Annotated in this window: 11 protein-coding genes; 1 reads left to right on the top strand and 10 read right to left on the bottom strand. The window is 63.1% G+C overall.

Features of this window, described 5'->3' with window-relative positions:
• Positions 1-4: 4 nt before the first annotated feature.
• The 7 genes from QP503_RS01695 to QP503_RS01725 form a co-directional block, all read right to left on the bottom strand.
• Complete coding sequence (locus QP503_RS01695; protein ID WP_103632047.1) at positions 5-1681, bottom strand: ribulokinase; 1677 nt, start codon at positions 1679-1681, stop codon at positions 5-7.
• Positions 1682-1819: 138 nt separating this feature from the next.
• The gene (locus tag QP503_RS01700; RefSeq protein ID WP_006681419.1) at positions 1820-3187 is read right to left on the bottom strand and encodes a sn-glycerol-1-phosphate dehydrogenase; all 1368 of its coding nucleotides are present in this window, start codon (positions 3185-3187) and stop codon (positions 1820-1822) included.
• 21 nt (positions 3188-3208) lie between these two features.
• The gene (locus QP503_RS01705) at positions 3209-4771 is read right to left on the bottom strand and encodes an FGGY-family carbohydrate kinase (protein WP_006681420.1); all 1563 of its coding nucleotides are present in this window, start codon (positions 4769-4771) and stop codon (positions 3209-3211) included.
• Positions 4772-4841: 70 nt separating this feature from the next.
• Positions 4842-5711 carry an HAD-IIA family hydrolase gene (locus tag QP503_RS01710; RefSeq protein WP_006681421.1) on the bottom strand — a complete coding sequence of 290 codons (870 nt, stop codon included), beginning with the start codon at positions 5709-5711 and terminating at the stop codon, positions 4842-4844.
• 31 nt (positions 5712-5742) lie between these two features.
• On the bottom strand, positions 5743-6669 hold the full coding sequence (locus QP503_RS01715; RefSeq protein WP_285101089.1) for a DUF7973 family transport facilitator: 927 nt from the start codon (positions 6667-6669) through the stop codon (positions 5743-5745).
• Between the two features lie 176 nt (positions 6670-6845).
• On the bottom strand, positions 6846-7325 hold the full coding sequence (locus QP503_RS01720) for a ribose-5-phosphate isomerase (protein ID WP_006681423.1): 480 nt from the start codon (positions 7323-7325) through the stop codon (positions 6846-6848).
• Between the two features lie 312 nt (positions 7326-7637).
• On the bottom strand, positions 7638-8627 hold the full coding sequence (locus QP503_RS01725) for a malate dehydrogenase (RefSeq protein WP_103631723.1): 990 nt from the start codon (positions 8625-8627) through the stop codon (positions 7638-7640).
• 242 nt (positions 8628-8869) lie between these two features.
• Between QP503_RS01725 and QP503_RS01730 the strand changes: the two genes are divergently transcribed.
• Entirely contained in the window at positions 8870-9976 is a 1107-nt protein-coding gene (locus QP503_RS01730) for a PPK2 family polyphosphate kinase (protein WP_285101091.1), read from the top strand.
• 148 nt (positions 9977-10124) lie between these two features.
• On the opposite strand, the gene pgi is transcribed toward QP503_RS01730, so the two are convergent.
• From pgi to QP503_RS01745, 3 genes are all read right to left on the bottom strand, one after another.
• A complete protein-coding gene (gene pgi, locus QP503_RS01735; protein ID WP_285101093.1) occupies positions 10125-11801 on the bottom strand; it encodes a glucose-6-phosphate isomerase in 1677 nt (558 codons plus the stop codon).
• 89 nt (positions 11802-11890) lie between these two features.
• On the bottom strand, positions 11891-14176 hold the full coding sequence (locus tag QP503_RS01740) for a 6-phosphofructokinase (RefSeq protein WP_285101095.1): 2286 nt from the start codon (positions 14174-14176) through the stop codon (positions 11891-11893).
• A gap of 255 nt (positions 14177-14431) precedes the next feature.
• A complete protein-coding gene (locus tag QP503_RS01745) occupies positions 14432-15757 on the bottom strand; it encodes a dicarboxylate/amino acid:cation symporter (protein WP_285101097.1) in 1326 nt (441 codons plus the stop codon).
• Positions 15758-15882: the final 125 nt, after the last annotated feature.

The following is a 15882-nucleotide window of genomic DNA, read 5'->3' on the forward strand; positions in this document are numbered from 1 at the left end:
CCGGTCACTCCCCGGTGAGGGCGCGGTCGCGCAACCTCTTAAGGGAGTACATCCTGTTGTCGCCGCGGCCGAAGGAGTCGTAGAGGTCCCTGTACACGGCGTAGAGCTCATCGTATACGGCAGCGGCCTCCTCGTTCGGCTCGTAGGCCGTCTCGGACACTCCGCCCATCGCCTCGGCAGCGGTCGGCACATCCTCGTAGAGCCCCGCGGCGACGGAGGCGAAGATCGCGGAGCCGTGCGCGCCGGCCTGCAGGGTACGCGCGGTCTTGAGCGGGCGGCGTGTGACGTCGGCGTACATCTGCATGAGGAATGCGTCCTTCAGCAGGCCGCCGGCGACGCGCACCTCGTTCACGGGCACGCCGTGCTCCTCGAAGTTCTCGATGATCATGCGTGCGCCGAAGGCCGTCGACTCGAGGTGGGCGCGGTACATGTCCTCGGTACTCGTCCGGAGAGTCTGCCCGATCATCAGGCCGGTGAGATTCGAGTCGACGAGGATCGATCGGTTGCCGTTCCACCAGTCGAGAGCGACGAGGCCGTGCGCGCCGACCTTCTGCTCAGCCGCCTTGTTGCCGAGGACGCGGTGGATCGACACGCCCTGGCGCTCGGCCTCGTCGAAGTAGGACTGCGGGACGCAGTGGTCGATGAACCAGGCGAAGATGTCGCCGACTGCGGACTGTCCGGCCTCATAGGCCCAGTAGCCCTCGCAGACGCCGCCGTCGACGACACCGAAGACGCCAGGGACCTCCTCGAGGGTCGCGGACGGGAGGATCCAGCACGTCGACGTCCCGAGGATGCCGGTGAGCTGGCCCGGGAGCACCGCCCCGACGGAGACGCACTGGACGTGCGCGTCGATGTTGCCGGCGGCGACCGCGATTCCCGCGGGCAGGCCGAAGGCCTGCGCGTACTCCTCGGTGAGGCCCGCGACCTTCGAGCCGAGCGGGACGATCGGGTGGCTCATCTTCTGGGCGAAGACGTCGCCGAAACCGGGGGCGAGGGCCTCGAGGAACTCGGGGTCGGGGTACTTCCCGTCCTGGTACATGCGCTTGTAGCCGGAGTCGCCGGCTGCGTAGACGAGGGTGCCGCTGAGCTCCCAGGTGAGCCAGTCGACGATGTCGAGGACCTCGGCGGTCGCCCGGTAGAGCGCAGGCGCCTTCTCGAACATCTCGAGGGTCTTCGGGAGGAGCATCTCGGCGGAGAGGACGCCGCCGTAGCGGGAGAGCCACTCCTCGCCGCGCTCCTTCGCGAGCGCGACGATGCGCTCGGACTGCTCCTGGGCGCCGTGGTGCTTCCACAACTTGAGGTAGGCCTGCGGCTCGTCGACGAACTCGGGGTACTCGCACATCGGCTTCCCGTCGGCGTCGGTGACGACGACGGTGGCGGAGGTGCAATCGAGGCCGATGCCGACGACCCGGGAGGGGTCGACGCCGGATGCGAGGATCGCTGCGGGAACGACCTCGCGCATCGCCGCGATGTAGTCGGCCGGCACCTGGAGCGCGAAGTCGGGGGGCAGGGGCGCTCCCCCGCCGACCGCGAGGGTCCTGTCCATGATGGGGGTCGCGTATTCGCTGACGGCGTCGGCGAGCACTTCGCCGTCGCTCGTGCGGACGACCGCGGCGCGCACGGAGAGCGTGCCGAAATCGAGGCCGATGGTGTACGTGATGTCGAGGTCTTCCTTGATCATGCTCTTCGCCTTCTCATGAGTCGAACGGGCCCGCCCCGTCGGGGCGGGCGGCGCGAGGGCGCCGGAGCGGGCCCCTGTGAGCCCGCGGAGTCGGCGCGCCCGCCGCCGAGTGATGGGCGGTGGGCGCGCCGACGGGTCTCAGGCCTCCTTGTGGGCGTGACGGCCCCAGTAGCCGTCCTCGGAGAAGAGGCGCTCGACGACCTCGTCGAGCATCCCGAGGTCGGTGAGCAGGTCGAGCACGGTGTAGCGATTGCGGATGGTCTGGGCCTTGATGTGCGTCTCGCGGAAGCGCGCCATGTCGATGCCGATCATCTCCGGGTGGTACGGGGCGCCGACCTTCTTCAGTCGGTCGACGGCCTCGTCCGCGGTGATGAGCTGGTCCTTCACTCGCGCGACGATGCGGGGCCAGGCCTCGCGGATGGCGGCGATGCGGGCGCGCAGTTCGTCGCCCTGGAGGTTCTTCTCGATGGAGTGCTTGACGGCCTCATCGGCGATACGCGGGATGAGGAGGCCGCGGACCTTCGCCTCGATCTCCTTGTCGGTCTTCGCGGCCGCGACGATCGCGTCAACGTCGAGGGCATCCATGTCGATCTTGAGGGCCTCCTCCCAGATCGCGCAGGAGGCGACGGTGCCGACGCCGACCTTCATGCCGTGCGAGAGCGGCGGCTCCCAGTCGAGGCCGTGGCCCTCCATCTCCCACACGTGGGAGAACTGGTGGCCGGCGCCCGAGGCCGGGCGCGACGACTGGGCGGCCTGCATCGCGAGGCCGGACATGATGTTGCCCTCCGCGAGTCCGGTGATGGCCTCGGCGTCGCCCGCGCCGATGCGCTCGGGATCGGCGAGGGCGCCGCGGAGCGGGCCCTGGACGAGAGACCACACGTAGTCGTCGATCGGTTCGATGCCGAGCTCGTCGGCGAGTATCCAGTCGGCGCCCGCGGGGATCTTCTCGATGAGATCGCCGTAGCCGGTGGCGATGAGGCGCTGGGGAGCCGCGGCGATGACGCGCAGATCGGCGACGAGAGCGGTCGGCGCAGGGCAGGAACGGGTGATCTTGAAGCCGTCTTTCGAGATCGACGCGCCGAAGGCGGCGTAACCGTCGACCGAGGGCGCGGTGCAGACGTTCATATACTTGCGGCCGAGCTCGCCCGAGGCGAGCTTCGCGATGTCGTTGAGCGTGCCCGAGGCTATCGAGCAGACAACCGTGTTCTCGAGGGGGCGGATGTGCTCGCGGAGCTTCTCGACGTTCTCGTAGCCCGCGTAGAGGGTCGGGGTGCCGGGGAAGACGTAGGGTTCCTCCGCGAATTCGATCCCCGCGGCCTTCAGGGAGGCGACGACCGCCTCGCCGGCTGCGGCGAAGGTGTTGCCGTCGGCGACGACGAGGACCCTCGCTCCGGGGAACATGCGGACGAAGAGCTCGCCCGTCTTGTCAAGGACGTCCGTGCCGAAGACGATGTCCTTCGTCTCGGTGGCCGTCTTCAGCGCCTGTTCGATGAGTTCTTGCGACATTTCTTCTTCACTCCTTGCCGGTCACGCGAGGTGATCGATCATCTGATGCGAGAGGTCCTGCATCTGCGGGTAGGTCTCCATGTACTTCTCGAGGTAGAACTGGTACTCCTCGTGAACGTCGGGGCGGGGCTCGATGCGCGCAGTCTCGCGGACCATGTTGCGGGCCGCGTCCTCGATCGACTGGTACTGGCCCGAGCCGACGGCGGCGAGCATGCACGAACCGAGGACGACGGCGTCCCCGACCTCGGTGAGCGTGATGGGCAGGCCCGTGACGTCGGAGTGCATCTGCATCCAGTCGCGCGACTTCGTGGCGCCGCCGCAGGCGACGAGCTCGGTCGACTCGAAGCCCGCGTCCTTGAAGGCCTTGAGGACGTGCGCGGTGCCGTAGCAGACGGCCTCCTCGATCGCGTGGTAGACCTGCTCGGGCGTCGTGCCGAGGGTGAGGCCCCACATGATGCCACGGGCCTTGGAGTCGGTGTAAGGGGTGCGGTTGCCCTGGAAGTACTCGTTGATGATGAGCCCGTTGGAGCCGACCGGGATGTCGGCGACTCGCTCGTCGAGGATCTTGTAGGGGTTCATGCCGAGGCGCTCGGCCGCGCCCGTGAGGTCGCGGCAGAAGTTGTCCTTGAACCACTTGAGCACGGATCCGGAGGAGACGAGACCTCCCTCGCACGTGTACTGGCCGGGGATGACGCCGTCGGTGTATCCGCCGAAGAAGCCCTCGCCGTGGAGCGGGTTGCCGGACTGGCCCGTGATGACGTGCGAGGAGCCGGTGATGACGGCGGTCTTGCCGGGCGAGACGACGCCGAGGCCGATCTGGCCAGCCCACGCGTCGGCGCAGCCCTGGGCAACCGGAGTGCCGGGGAGGAGGCCGAGCTCCTGGGCGGCGGAGATCGAGAGGCCACCGATCGGGTGGCCTAGATCGTAGATCTTCTCGGGGATCTTCTCGAAGACGTCGCCGCAGCCGATGTGCTCGTAGAACTCGACCGGCCAGCCGCCCTTATCGCGGTTGTAGTACATGCGCAGGGCCGCGGAGTTGATGTTGAGCGTCCACTCGCCGGTGAGCTTGTAGGTGAGCCACTCGGGCGCGTCGACGAGGCGGTAGGCGTTCTTGTAGGTCTCAGGCTCGTTCTCCTTGAGCCACGCGGCCTTGAAGGGGTACCACTCGGCGGTCGCGGGCATCGTGCCGCCGCCGTTGTAGAGGCGCGCCCAGTGATCGATCGTTTCGGCGCGGGCGGACTGCTCGGTCGCGCGGACGTCCATCCACATGATCGCGTTGCGCAGCTCACGGCCGTTCCGATCCATGGCGACGACGGTCATCGTCGTCGCGTCGTAGGAGATGCCGGCGATGTGGCGAGCGGGGATGCCGGTCTCGTCGAGGACCTTGCGGGTCGAGGCGACGAGGGCATTCCACCAGTCGGCGGGGCTCTGCTCGGCCTGGCCGGGGCGGGGGTGGTGGGTCTTGTAGGGGGTCGCCGCGAAGGCGATCGGGTGTCCGGCGAGGTCGAAGATCGCGGCTCGGCACGACTCCGTACCGTAGTCGAATCCCATGACGAACGGGCCTTCGTATCCGGGTGCAACCATTTCTTGGTCTCTTTCTTGTCTGCCGCGGCACTGCGGCTCGGGTGCTGTTGGAGTGGGGCGCTCGGGGCGCTCAGACGATGGGGTCGTTTTCCTCGGTCCAGCCGATCTCGTCCCAGAGTACCTTCGGGATGAGGCGGTCGACGCGGTCGAGGACGTGGGTGGGGCGCTCGGCCTCGGGGAGGGCGAGCGCCTCCTCGAGGGTGGATTCCCCCGTGAGGGGCATGGCCGAGAACATGCCGGTGTTCACGGCCATCTTGATGTCGGTCATGATGCGGTCGCCGACCATCACGCATCGGGTCGGGTCGACATCCGTATTGCCGAGGGCGGCCTCGGCCATGACGGGATCGGGCTTGCCGACGACCATCTCGCACGTCGTGTTCGTGCACGCCTCGATGGCGGCAATGATCGACGCACAGTCGGGTTCTCCGCGTCCACCCGGGAACGGGCAGAAGCGGTCGGGGTTGGTCGCGATGAGGGTCGCGCGCTTGTGGAACCAGATCGCGTCGAAGGCGATCTGGAGCTTGCGGTAGTCGAAGGTCCGGTCGTAGGAGGCGACGACGACATCGATCTTCTCCGGATCGTCGCTCATCTCGATGCCTGCCTCGTGGAAGGCACGGATGAGGGGCTCCTCGGCGATCGGGAAGACGACGGCGCCGGGCTTGTTCTCGAGGAGCCAGCGGGTCGTCGTGACGACCGTGTTGGCGATCTCCTCGACCGGGGTCGGCAGTCCGAGCCGTTCGAGCTTCTCGACGTACTGCTCGGGATCCTTCGTCGGGTTATTCGAGAGGAAGCGGACCGGGATGCCGCGCCGCCGCAGCTCCTCAATGAGGCGCTTCGCCCCGGGGAGGAGGTGGTCGCCGAGGTAGATGGTCCCGTCCATGTCGAAGACGTACGCGTCGTAGAGGCGCTCGGGCCAGGCGGTGAGGGCTGTGGCGGACACGGCGTTCCTTTCGGTCGGTTCGGGTCGCCGTTCAGGCGACGAGGGCGGCGGCGGAGACCGCGAGGGTGTTCATCAGCCAGATGACGCCGGCGGGCGGATCGATGTGCGTGTCGCCGTGGGCGTAGGTCCAGCGGGCGAAGTACTCGCCGGCGAAGCCCGCGAGAACGCCGAAGCAGGTGCCGACAAGGACAGCGAGCATTCCGGAGCCGGTCGCGTTGAAGAAGAGGACGGCGGCGAGGCCGGCCGAGATCGTCATGTGATGCGTGACCGGGAACTTCAGGCCACCGGCGACGAAGAAGATGCAGAGCGCGGAGATCCCGAAGGGGATCGCCTGGGCGTTCGCGATGATGACGTCGCCGTTCGCGCTGTTCGGGGCGATGTAGCCGACGAGCATCGTCGCGATGCCGGAGGCGAAGAGACCCGCGAAGGCGGAGACGGTGAGGAGCTGGCCGGGGGTCTCCTGCCAGTCGAGCCAGCGGGTCGTGCCCTCGGGCTTCGTGATCGAGTGGAAGACGCCGGTCTTGCCGAAGATTACGCGGACGAGGATGCCGGAGCAGACCACGGTGAAGGCGACCGAGTCGGTGTGCGTGCCGAACCACGGGACGAGGGCGACGAGCTTCTGGAAGAGGTAGCCGCCGACGCCGAAGAGGGCGCCGATGAGGAGCACGTCGGGCTTGCCGAGGCCGGCGAGCGGGCTGTTGATGTCCTTTCCGCCGGACTTGAGGTAGCCCTTCTTCGCGGCGTAGGCCGCGGCGGCGACGCCACCCGCGAAGGCGATGTGCGGGCCGAAGGCGGGGCCGAAGGAGACGTAATCGAGAACTGTGGTAGAGCCGGTGGCCGCGGCGACGCCGAAGCCGAGGAGAATCGTCACGCCGGTGAACGAGAAGGCGTAGTTCGCGCCGATCATCGTGCCGAACACGCCGCCGGCGGCGGCCATGAGGAGCCAGAAGAGGTTCATGTTCGAACCGATGGCGAGTGCTGCGTCAGGTGGTCTTCATCCTTGAAGATTCGGGGGTCGGCCTCGTCCTCGAGGCCCTCGCCCTGCTGTCAGATGGGGTGGTCGCGAGCGATGCCCTGGGGAGGGCGCCGGGACTGCTCGTGCTCGCAAACGAGCGGTCCCAGGTTCTGGGGGCTTCAGCAGCCGACGAACTGAAAGTCGGGGTCACGGTCGTAGGCCTCGAGGGCAGCGACCTTGGGGGCGGAGGCGGAGGTCTCGTCGAAGGTGTAGCCGAGCCACTCCTTCGCGAGGCGCCGGGCCAGCTGGAGCCCGATGACGCGGGCGCCGAAGGTGAGGACCTGCGCGTTGTTCGAGAGGATGAGGCGCTCAACGGAGAAGGAGTCATGCGCGACCGAGGCGCGGATCCCGGGGACCTTGTTCGCGGCCATCGCGACGCCCATGCCGGTACCGCAGACGAAGAGACCGCGATCGGCCTTCCCGTCCGCGATCATGCGGGCGGCGGCGACGGCGACGTGCGGGTAGTCGACGTCCTCTCCGGGCTTAAGGCCGGCGTCAATGACCTCGTCGACGCGCGGATCTGCTTCGAGATCCTTCTTCAGGACATCCTTGTACTCGACGCCAGCGGAATCGGCGGCGAGAACGATTCTTAGACCCACGGTGGCCTCCTCATCGATCCTAGGCGGCGCCCGGGTGGCTCCGCTCCTTCGCGATAGGTTCATCCTAGCCACCGCGCACGGGGTCGCGCTGGGAATGCGCACAGGTGCGAGGGGTCCCCTCACGCTCATGCGTTGCCGAGTGCGCGCCGCCCACAAATGTGCACATCGAACCCGGTTGCGGAAATCCGCCGGGGCGTCTCCCCGGGGCCCTCGGGTCTCCCGATCCGCGAAGGCGAGGCCCGGACACGACGAGGCGGCCGGGGATCACGAGGATCCGCGGCCGCCTCAGCCCCGAGCGCGGGGCCTACAGGCTCACTTGATGAAACCGAGAGCCTTCACTGCGTCATACTCTTCCTGCAGAGCCTTGATGTTGTGATCGATGCCTGCGCGAGTTGCCTCGGAGATCTCCAGACCGTCGACAATCTGCCACTCGCCACCGTCAGAGGTGACCGGGAAGCCGAAGCAGAGGCCTGCTGGGACGTCGTAGTGGGTGCCGTCGGACATGACGCCCGCAGTGACCCATTCACCCTCGGGGGTGCCGTGGATCCAAGAGTACATGTGATCGATTGCTGCGTTTGCAGCCGATGCTGCTGAGGATGCGCCACGAGCTTCGATGATGGCGGCGCCACGCTTTGCGACAACCGGACGGTAGGTCTCAGAGAGCCATGCTTCGTCAACCAGGTCAGCAGCCTTCTTGCCAGCAACGGTCGCGTAGGAAACGTCCGGGTACTGGTCTGCGGAGTGGTTGCCCCACACGACAACGTCCTTAATGTCGGCAACTGCTGCGCCGGTCTTGTGGGCCAGCTGAGCAACTGCACGGTTGTGGTCAAGGCGCATCATTGCGGTGAAGCGGGATGCCGGAACATCCGGAGCAGCGTTCTGAGCAATGGTGGCGTTGGTGTTGGCCGGGTTGCCAACGACGAGGACGCGGATGTCGTCTGCTGCGCCATCGTTGATAGCCTTGCCCTGCGGGCCGAAGATGCCTGCGTTGGCTTCCAGCAGGTCTGCGCGCTCCATGCCCGCCCGACGCGGCATTGCGCCAACGAGGTAGGCAACGTTGGCACCTTCGAATGCCTTGGTGGCATCGTCGAAGATTTCAACGCCGGCAAGGGTCGGGAATGCACAGTCATCGAGCTCCATTGCGGTGCCCTCAGCGGCCTTCACGCCCTGGGGGATCTCAAGAAGGTTGAGCTTGACGGGGACATCGGGACCGAACAGCTGGCCGGAGGCAATACGGAAAAGCAGGGCGTAGCCAATGTTGCCGGCGGCGCCGGTGACGGTAACGATGCGAGGTTCTGCCATGATTCGGCACTCCTTCTTAGTTTGTGTGCGTCGGCGGTGTTCGCCGTCGCCTGGTGGCGGTTTCGCCACATACTGACGTTCCAAGCCTAAACGCTTTCGGCGTGGGAAAACAGGGCTAGCAGTCCTACTTTTCATATACGCAAGCACGTGATCTAGACCATGATTAGAGTTGCACATACGTACATTCGTTTTCGAGCCTTGCATTTTCTAGGTTGCGTCGAGGTCATGCGGTGGAGGTCATCATGGAATCGAAAGAAAACACAGGTCAGGAGTCACCTGAAGACACCATGACCTACGTGTCTGGGCCGTCGAAGTATTGGACGGGTGATCCGCGCGATCTGCTGGTTGCCTCTGAGGCGTTCGACCTGAATTCCTTCATTCGTGACGCCACGCCCGGTTGGGGCGCAAGCAAAAAGAAGGCGTTGAAAGCGATGGCTAAGCGGGCAGTTGATTTTTCTGAACTCCAAGAACGCCTGTATGCCGCGTCGAAGGAAGGTGCGTCGGATTCAGTTCTGTTGATCCTTCAGGGTTTAGACACGGCTGGTAAGGGCGGAATCGTTCGCCACGTCATCGGGCAAGTGGATCCGCAGGGTGTTGCTCTGAAAGCATTCAAAGCCCCCACGGAAGAAGAGCGTGCCCACGATTTCCTTTGGCGTGTCCGCCCACACTTCCCCCGCCCGGGATACATCGGTGTTTTTGACCGCTCGCACTATGAGGATCTTCTGGTTCCCACCTCCGCGCGTAACGCCAACCAAGAATCTATCTTCACCGCTGATGAGGATGAGCTAAACCGTCGCTATCACGATATCTACGAGATGGAATTAGAAGCCGTTCGAGCCGGGATGAAGATCATTAAAGTCTGCTTGGTCGTCTCCTATGAAGAACAGGGGGAACGTCTGATGGAGCGCTTGGAGCGCCCAGATAAGCACTGGAAGTTCTCCACGGGTGATCTCGATACTCGCGACAACTGGAGCGCCTACCAAGACGCCTATTCCGAAGTGATTCGCCGGACCTCGACGCGTATTGCTCCGTGGTATGTCATTCCTGGCGACCACAAGTGGTATGCACGCTTGGCAGTCCAAGAGATCCTTGTCCGTACGCTCGAAGGCATTAACCCCACATGGCCACAAGCCGATTTTGATGTCGATGCTGCGAAAGATCGTCTTTCGGCTTCGCTCACTCCTGAGGTTCTGTCATCTCATGCCCACGAGAAGTCGGGTGACGCGGGATCCCAAGATACGAATGAGGGCGAATCAAAGTCCAAGAAATCCAAGAAATTCGACAAGAAGAAGTCGGACGCTTCCGCTTCACAAGATGCGCCCCACATTTCCGTGAGCGCCTGGGGATAGGTGCTCCCCGCTCACTCCCGGCTATGAAGGGAGAGAGCGACAATAAAGTTTCGGCCTCGTCGATAATGAAATCAACGAGGCCAAAACTGTGGCGCTGCGCTTGTCACGCACAGCCGTCAAACCGGCGCAGCACTTAAGCTGAGAAGGGTCACTTGCGGTTCGCGCGGTAGTACTCGATGAGAGCCTTCGTGGAGGCATCCTGCGCGTCGAGTGCAGCCGAGTCACCTTCGATGGCCGGCAAGATCTGCTTGGCCAGGACCTTGCCTAGCTCTACGCCCCACTGGTCGAAGGAATCGATGCCCCAGACGGCGCCCTGGACGAAGGTGATGTGCTCGTAGAGAGCAATCAGTTCGCCAAGAACACGCGGGGTCAGGGCCGGTGCCATGATCGACGTGGTCGGCCGATTACCGGTGAAGACGCGAGCCGAAACGATGGCCTCCGGGGTGCCCTCGGCGCGAACCTCGTCCGAGGTCTTGCCGAATGCCAGAGCCTTCGTCTGAGCCAGGAAGTTCGACAGGAACAGCTCGTGCATGTCAGCCTCGCCATCCTTCAGGGGCCACGCCGGATTAGCGAAGGCAATGAAGTCGGCGGGAACCATGCGGGTGCCTTGGTGAATCAGCTGGTAGAAGGCATGCTGACCGTTGGTTCCCGGTTCGCCCCAGAAGACCTCGCCGGTCTCGTAGGTGACGGGAGCACCATCGCGCCGGACGGACTTGCCGTTCGACTCCATGGTCAGCTGTTGAAGGTAGGCCGGGAAGCGGTGCAAGTACTGCGAGTACGGCAAGACAGCGTGTGTGTCGGCACCGAGGAAGTTCGAGTACCAGACATTCAGCATGCCCATGAGGATAGGCAGGTTTTCTTCCGGCTTCGCGGTGGCGAAGTGAACGTCCATCGCGTTGAAGCCCTCAAGGAATTCAGCAAAGCCATCCGGGCCGATCGCGATTGCCAGCGAGGTGCCGACAGCGGAATCCACGGAGTAGCGGCCACCAACCCAGGACCAGAAGCCGAAAGCATTGTTCGGGTCGATGCCGAACTCAGCGACCTTGTCCAGAGCGGTGGACACGGCGACGAAGTGCTTGGCGATGGCGCCCTTCTCGGTTGCCTCGTCGATAACGATGCCACGGTCGCGCAGGGCGCCGAGGAACCAGTCGCGCACAACCTTGGCGTTCGTGATCGTTTCAAGCGTCGTAAATGTCTTCGACGCAACAATAACCAGGGTGGTTTCCGGATCGAGATCCTTCGTGGTCTCACCCGCGTCGGTCGGATCAATGTTCGAGATGAAACGGCATTCAAGACCATCCTGGACAAAGGGCTTCAGGGCCTCGTAGGCCATGACCGGGCCCAGGTCCGAGCCACCGATACCAACGTTGACAACCGTTTCAACCGGCTTGCCGGTAATACCGGTCCACTCGCCGGAGCGAACGCGCTCTGCGAAGTCGTAGACCTCGTTCAGAACCTCGTGAACGTCCGCGATCGCATCCTGGCCGTCAACGGTCAGCTCGTCGGTTGCCGGGCGACGCAACGCGGTATGCAGAACAGCGCGGTCTTCGGTGACGTTGATGTGCTCACCGGCGAACATGCGATCGCGCAGGTCGTAGACGCCAGTCTGCTCAGCAAGAGCCAGCAGGTCAGCAAGCACGCCTTCGTCAATCAGGTTCTTCGAAAAATCAACGTGCAGGTCGGCGCCGTCAATCGTCCAGCGAGTTGCACGGTTCGGATCAGCTCCGAACCAAGCGCGAAGATCCGGGTCAAAAGCGTCGGCACGTCCGTCCAGTGCTTCCCACGCGGGAGTCATTGTGGGGTCAACGACCGGATTGTCAGTCATGAATTCTCCTGTATCAATGGATCTGCGATGAGTTCGCGGTTCTTGAATGAAAAAACAGTTTTGGTCGAATCAGACGATTCGGCGATGTCTTACTCGGGATCTGCGTCTGCGATGGAAATCTCGACAGCGGGCTTACCCGAATCCTTCATCGAAACGATGCGCTGAACCGGGCTGAGCTCTCGCCACCACTGATCGAACGGACGACGATTGCGGATATCCAGATCCTCAAACATGTTCTTCACCAGGCGAGCTTCGATCTGGTTGCGCACCTGACCGATGTACACGCCCTCGGATTCGCCACGATTGAACTGGTTGTTGATGTGGTCGAGCGCGCGGTGAGCAAGACGCGTTGCCAGCAGACGGTCGAACGGGCTGGGCGAACCCCCCTGTTGCAGGTGGCCGAGCGCCGCATGACGCACGTCGTACTTGCCGTCAGATTCTGCCTCGTACACGGACGCAAGGAATTCGCGGTCGTAGTACTTCGACACTGCCTCGTTGACGAGGACCAGGAACAGGCGACGTCCTTCAGCGAAGGAATCAACCATGCGCTTCGTGTCATCAGCGATCTCATTCAGAGTCACATCATCTTCGTTGAGATAGATGTACTCAGCACCGGATGACAGTGACGCCATCAGCGTCAGGTACCCGCAACGTCGTCCCATGATTTCGGCGACGAAACAACGCTTGGTCGCCGCGGCGGATTCCTTGATGCGGTCAAGCGCCCAGGTGGCATTGTTGATCGCGGTATCGGCACCGATCGATAGTTCCGAACCGGGCAGATTGTTGTCGATGGAGGCGGGAACCAGAACGATCGGGATACGGAACGCCGGGTAGCGGTCACGCTCGGAGATCATCGAGTGGACAGCAAGGTAGGCGTTGAGGCCGCCAATAACAATCAGCGCATCCAATTCGTTACGTTCAATAGCGCGTCCCAGGGCGTAGAACTGCTCAACTTCGGGGACATCGCGCCTCGTGCCGAGTTCCGCGCCACCCTTGAACGCCCAGCCTTCAACGTCAGCCCAGGTCAGTTCTTTGACCGCGTTATCGGCCAAGCCCTTCCACGAGCCTTCGATTCCCAGCATCGTCCAACCGCGAGCGATGCCTAGGCGGACTGCCGCGCGCGCTGCCGTGTTCATGCCAGGCGCAAGACCGCCAGCGTGCAGGATACCGATTCGACGAGGCTTTTCAGTAGGTTCGGGCGTCAGCTGAGGCGGAGTCGAAAGGATCGTGTTAATTTCGACCATCGTCGTGAAAGAAACGCCGCGCGAAGCCTGGGCAGCTTCATAGTCGCCGGCCTCAATCAGGTGCTTGACCGCACGAGTATCGTGCACCGCCTTCATCAGCGGAATACGGGTCACGCGGTTGTGGCGGACACCCAGAACATTCGGGGTGTTTTCCGGCGTTGCTGAAAGCATTTCCTGAACAGCGGCGTAGCCAAGCAACGATGACATCCAGCGGTCATAGGCTGACGGCGAGCCACCACGCTGGACGTGGCCAAGGATCGTCACGCGAGCGTCTTCACCCGTGCGCTCAGTAATCACATCGGCAATGTGTTGAGTGGTCAGCACATTACCCTCGCGGTCGGTTGCACCTTCGGCGACCAACACGATGGATTCGCGTCGCCCTGCTTCACGACCCAAACGCAGGTGTTCAGCGAGGTCTTCTTCCCAGCCCGGTCCAACCGGATCTTCGGGTGTAAACACGTAGTCAGCACCACCGGCAACCGCTGCCATCAGGGGGAGGTAGCCACAATGACGACCCATGACCTCGACAACGAAGGTGCGCTGGTGAGATGCTGCCGTGGAGGTCAGCTGATCCATCGCGTCCAAAATGCGATGGAGTGCAGTATCCGCACCGATTGTCATGTCGGTGCCCACCATGTCATTGTCGATCGAGCCGACAAGACCAACAACCATCAGAGCCGGATGCTTTGCCGCTTCTTCTTCACTGAGCACGCCTTCGTCAACGAGTTCGCGAATGTGCTGTGGCCATTCGCCTCGGAATTCATCCGTGCCAGAGAGGGAGCCGTCGCCACCAATAACGACAAGGTGGTCAATACCGTGTTCGACCAGATTCTTCGCGGCCGCATGCCGGCCCTCGTAATCGCGGAATTCTGGACACCGGGCCGTACCGATAACCGTGCCCCCCTCGGCGAGGATTGATGAGACGTCCGACCAGCAGAGCTTCTTGATCGCATCTCCGCCTTTAACGGCGCCGGCCCACCCTTCCATGACCGCATAGGGTTGGGCGCCCACGGCAAGCGCGGTTCTCACGACGGCGCGGACGGCCGCATTCATTCCCTGCGCATCACCGCCTGATGTGAGAACGCCGATCTTGAAGTCAGCGGGGGCTTTGAGCGGTTGCGGAGTAGCCATTGCGTGAAGCTCCATTCCTGTTCACGGTCTGTCAGTGTTACCAGCTTCGTCCAGTTTACGGCGAAGCGGGAAGTGATGGGTAGAGCAATCGGGTGTTCAGGGTTGTCAGAACAGTTTTCGGGAATAAAAGAGTGGTGGCCCGCATGTCTCATTGCGGACCACCACTCTGAAGGGGCATGTGAGCTCGTGCGTTGAAGAATCAGCGTCTATTCGTTTGATGACGAATAATGACGGGTACGCGCTTGAGCCAATCCGTCAGTTACTAGCCGACGGGTTCGCAGCAGCAGATGCAGCGAGGTCTTCGGCGCTGACAACGCCTTCGACCGAGACGCGGTCAAGGTAAGCCATGCCGTCGAAGGAGAGCTCGCGAGCGTTCTCCGGATCGCCTTCTGCGCCGATCTTGCCACCGGCCATCCGGTCAACGATGATCGCGATTGCGCCGTCACCGGTCACATTGGTTGCGGTGCCGAAGGAGTCGAGGGCGATGTAGGTGGCGATCATGAGGGCAACCTGAGCATCGTCGAAGCCAAGCATCGACGAGAGTAGACCGGTTGCTGCCATAATTGCACCGCCGGGAACGCCGGGGGCTGCGACCATCGTGATGCCGAGCATGAAGATGAAGCCAACCCACTGTACAGGGCCGACATCGATGCCCTGGGTGATGACGATGGCGAACGCGAATGCGAAGATCTTCGAGGTCGAGCCTGCCAGGTGGATCGTTGCGCAGAGCGGAATGGTGAAGGATGCAACGGCGTCGGAGATCCCGTTCTTCTTTGCCTGACGCAAAGTGACCGGGATAGTCGCCGCGGACGACGAGGTGCCGAGTGCCGTCAGGTAGGCGGGCATCATGGTGAGCAGCGACGTGATCGGGTTCTTCTTGCCGATTGCGCCAGCAACGATGTACTGCGTGAGCAGGATGACGACCTCAAGCAGGAGGACGACGACAACAACGCGGACCAGGGTGCGCATAATGTCCCACGCTTCACCGGTGTAGGTGAGGTTCAAGAAGATACCAAAGATGTGCAGGGGCAACAGCGGGATGATGATGCGCTCGATGAGCTTGGTGATGATGGCGCGGAATTCAATGAAGCCCTTACGCATAACGCCACGCGGGATCATTGCAAGTCCGATGCCGACCACGAAGGAGAGCAACAGCGCGGTCATAACCGGGACGGCTGCGGGCATTTCGATGGTGAAGAACGATTCGAGTGCCGATCCGGGCTCGGTAACGTCAGCAAGACCGTTCGAAAGGAGCTTCGGGAAGACGGTTGCTGCGACCAGGTAGGTCAGGAAGCCTGCGAAAAGAGTCGAGGTGTAGGCCAGCGCAGCGGTGATGCCGAGCCACTTGCCCGCGCCGCGTCCGAGATCAGCAATAGCCGGAGTGACCAGGCCGATGATGATGAGCGGAATCGAGAAGGACAGGAACTGGCTGAAGATAGCTGAGAATGTCGCGAAGACTCGTCCAACTGTGACAGGCACCAGGTGCGAGTCACCTACTTTGATGGCTCCCAGCACGAGGGCGAGGACGATTGCGACGAGCACCCACACGAGGATACTGCTCTTCTCCATAAACTTTCGCATGATTTTCCTTGAGTCGTTCGACTGATCGGGATACGTACAGGATGCCCGCAGACCGCATTCCGATTAGTTTTCGTTCACTATTCGAACATTCCGACACCGCTACTCGGGCAGTTTCACGCGCTATA

Origin of the sequence: Pauljensenia sp. UMB0895, from assembly GCF_030218905.1 — a bacterium.
Lineage (GTDB): Bacteria > Actinomycetota > Actinomycetes > Actinomycetales > Actinomycetaceae > Pauljensenia > Pauljensenia turicensis_A.

Bases quoted from the DNA above. Each gene is read 5' to 3' on its own strand.
- QP503_RS01695 (WP_103632047.1), bottom strand. From the start codon at position 1,681: ATGATCAAGGAAGACCTCGACATCACGTACACCATCGGCCTCGATTTC.
- QP503_RS01700 (WP_006681419.1), bottom strand. From the start codon at position 3,187: ATGTCGCAAGAACTCATCGAACAGGCGCTGAAGACGGCCACCGAGACG.
- QP503_RS01705 (WP_006681420.1), bottom strand. From the start codon at position 4,771: ATGGTTGCACCCGGATACGAAGGCCCGTTCGTCATGGGATTCGACTAC.
- QP503_RS01715 (WP_285101089.1), bottom strand. From the start codon at position 6,669: ATGAACCTCTTCTGGCTCCTCATGGCCGCCGCCGGCGGCGTGTTCGGC.
- QP503_RS01725 (WP_103631723.1), bottom strand. From the start codon at position 8,627: ATGGCAGAACCTCGCATCGTTACCGTCACCGGCGCCGCCGGCAACATT.
- QP503_RS01730 (WP_285101091.1), top strand. From the start codon at position 8,870: ATGGAATCGAAAGAAAACACAGGTCAGGAGTCACCTGAAGACACCATG.
- pgi (WP_285101093.1), bottom strand. From the start codon at position 11,801: ATGACTGACAATCCGGTCGTTGACCCCACAATGACTCCCGCGTGGGAA.
- QP503_RS01740 (WP_285101095.1), bottom strand. From the start codon at position 14,176: ATGGCTACTCCGCAACCGCTCAAAGCCCCCGCTGACTTCAAGATCGGC.
- QP503_RS01745 (WP_285101097.1), bottom strand. From the start codon at position 15,757: ATGCGAAAGTTTATGGAGAAGAGCAGTATCCTCGTGTGGGTGCTCGTC.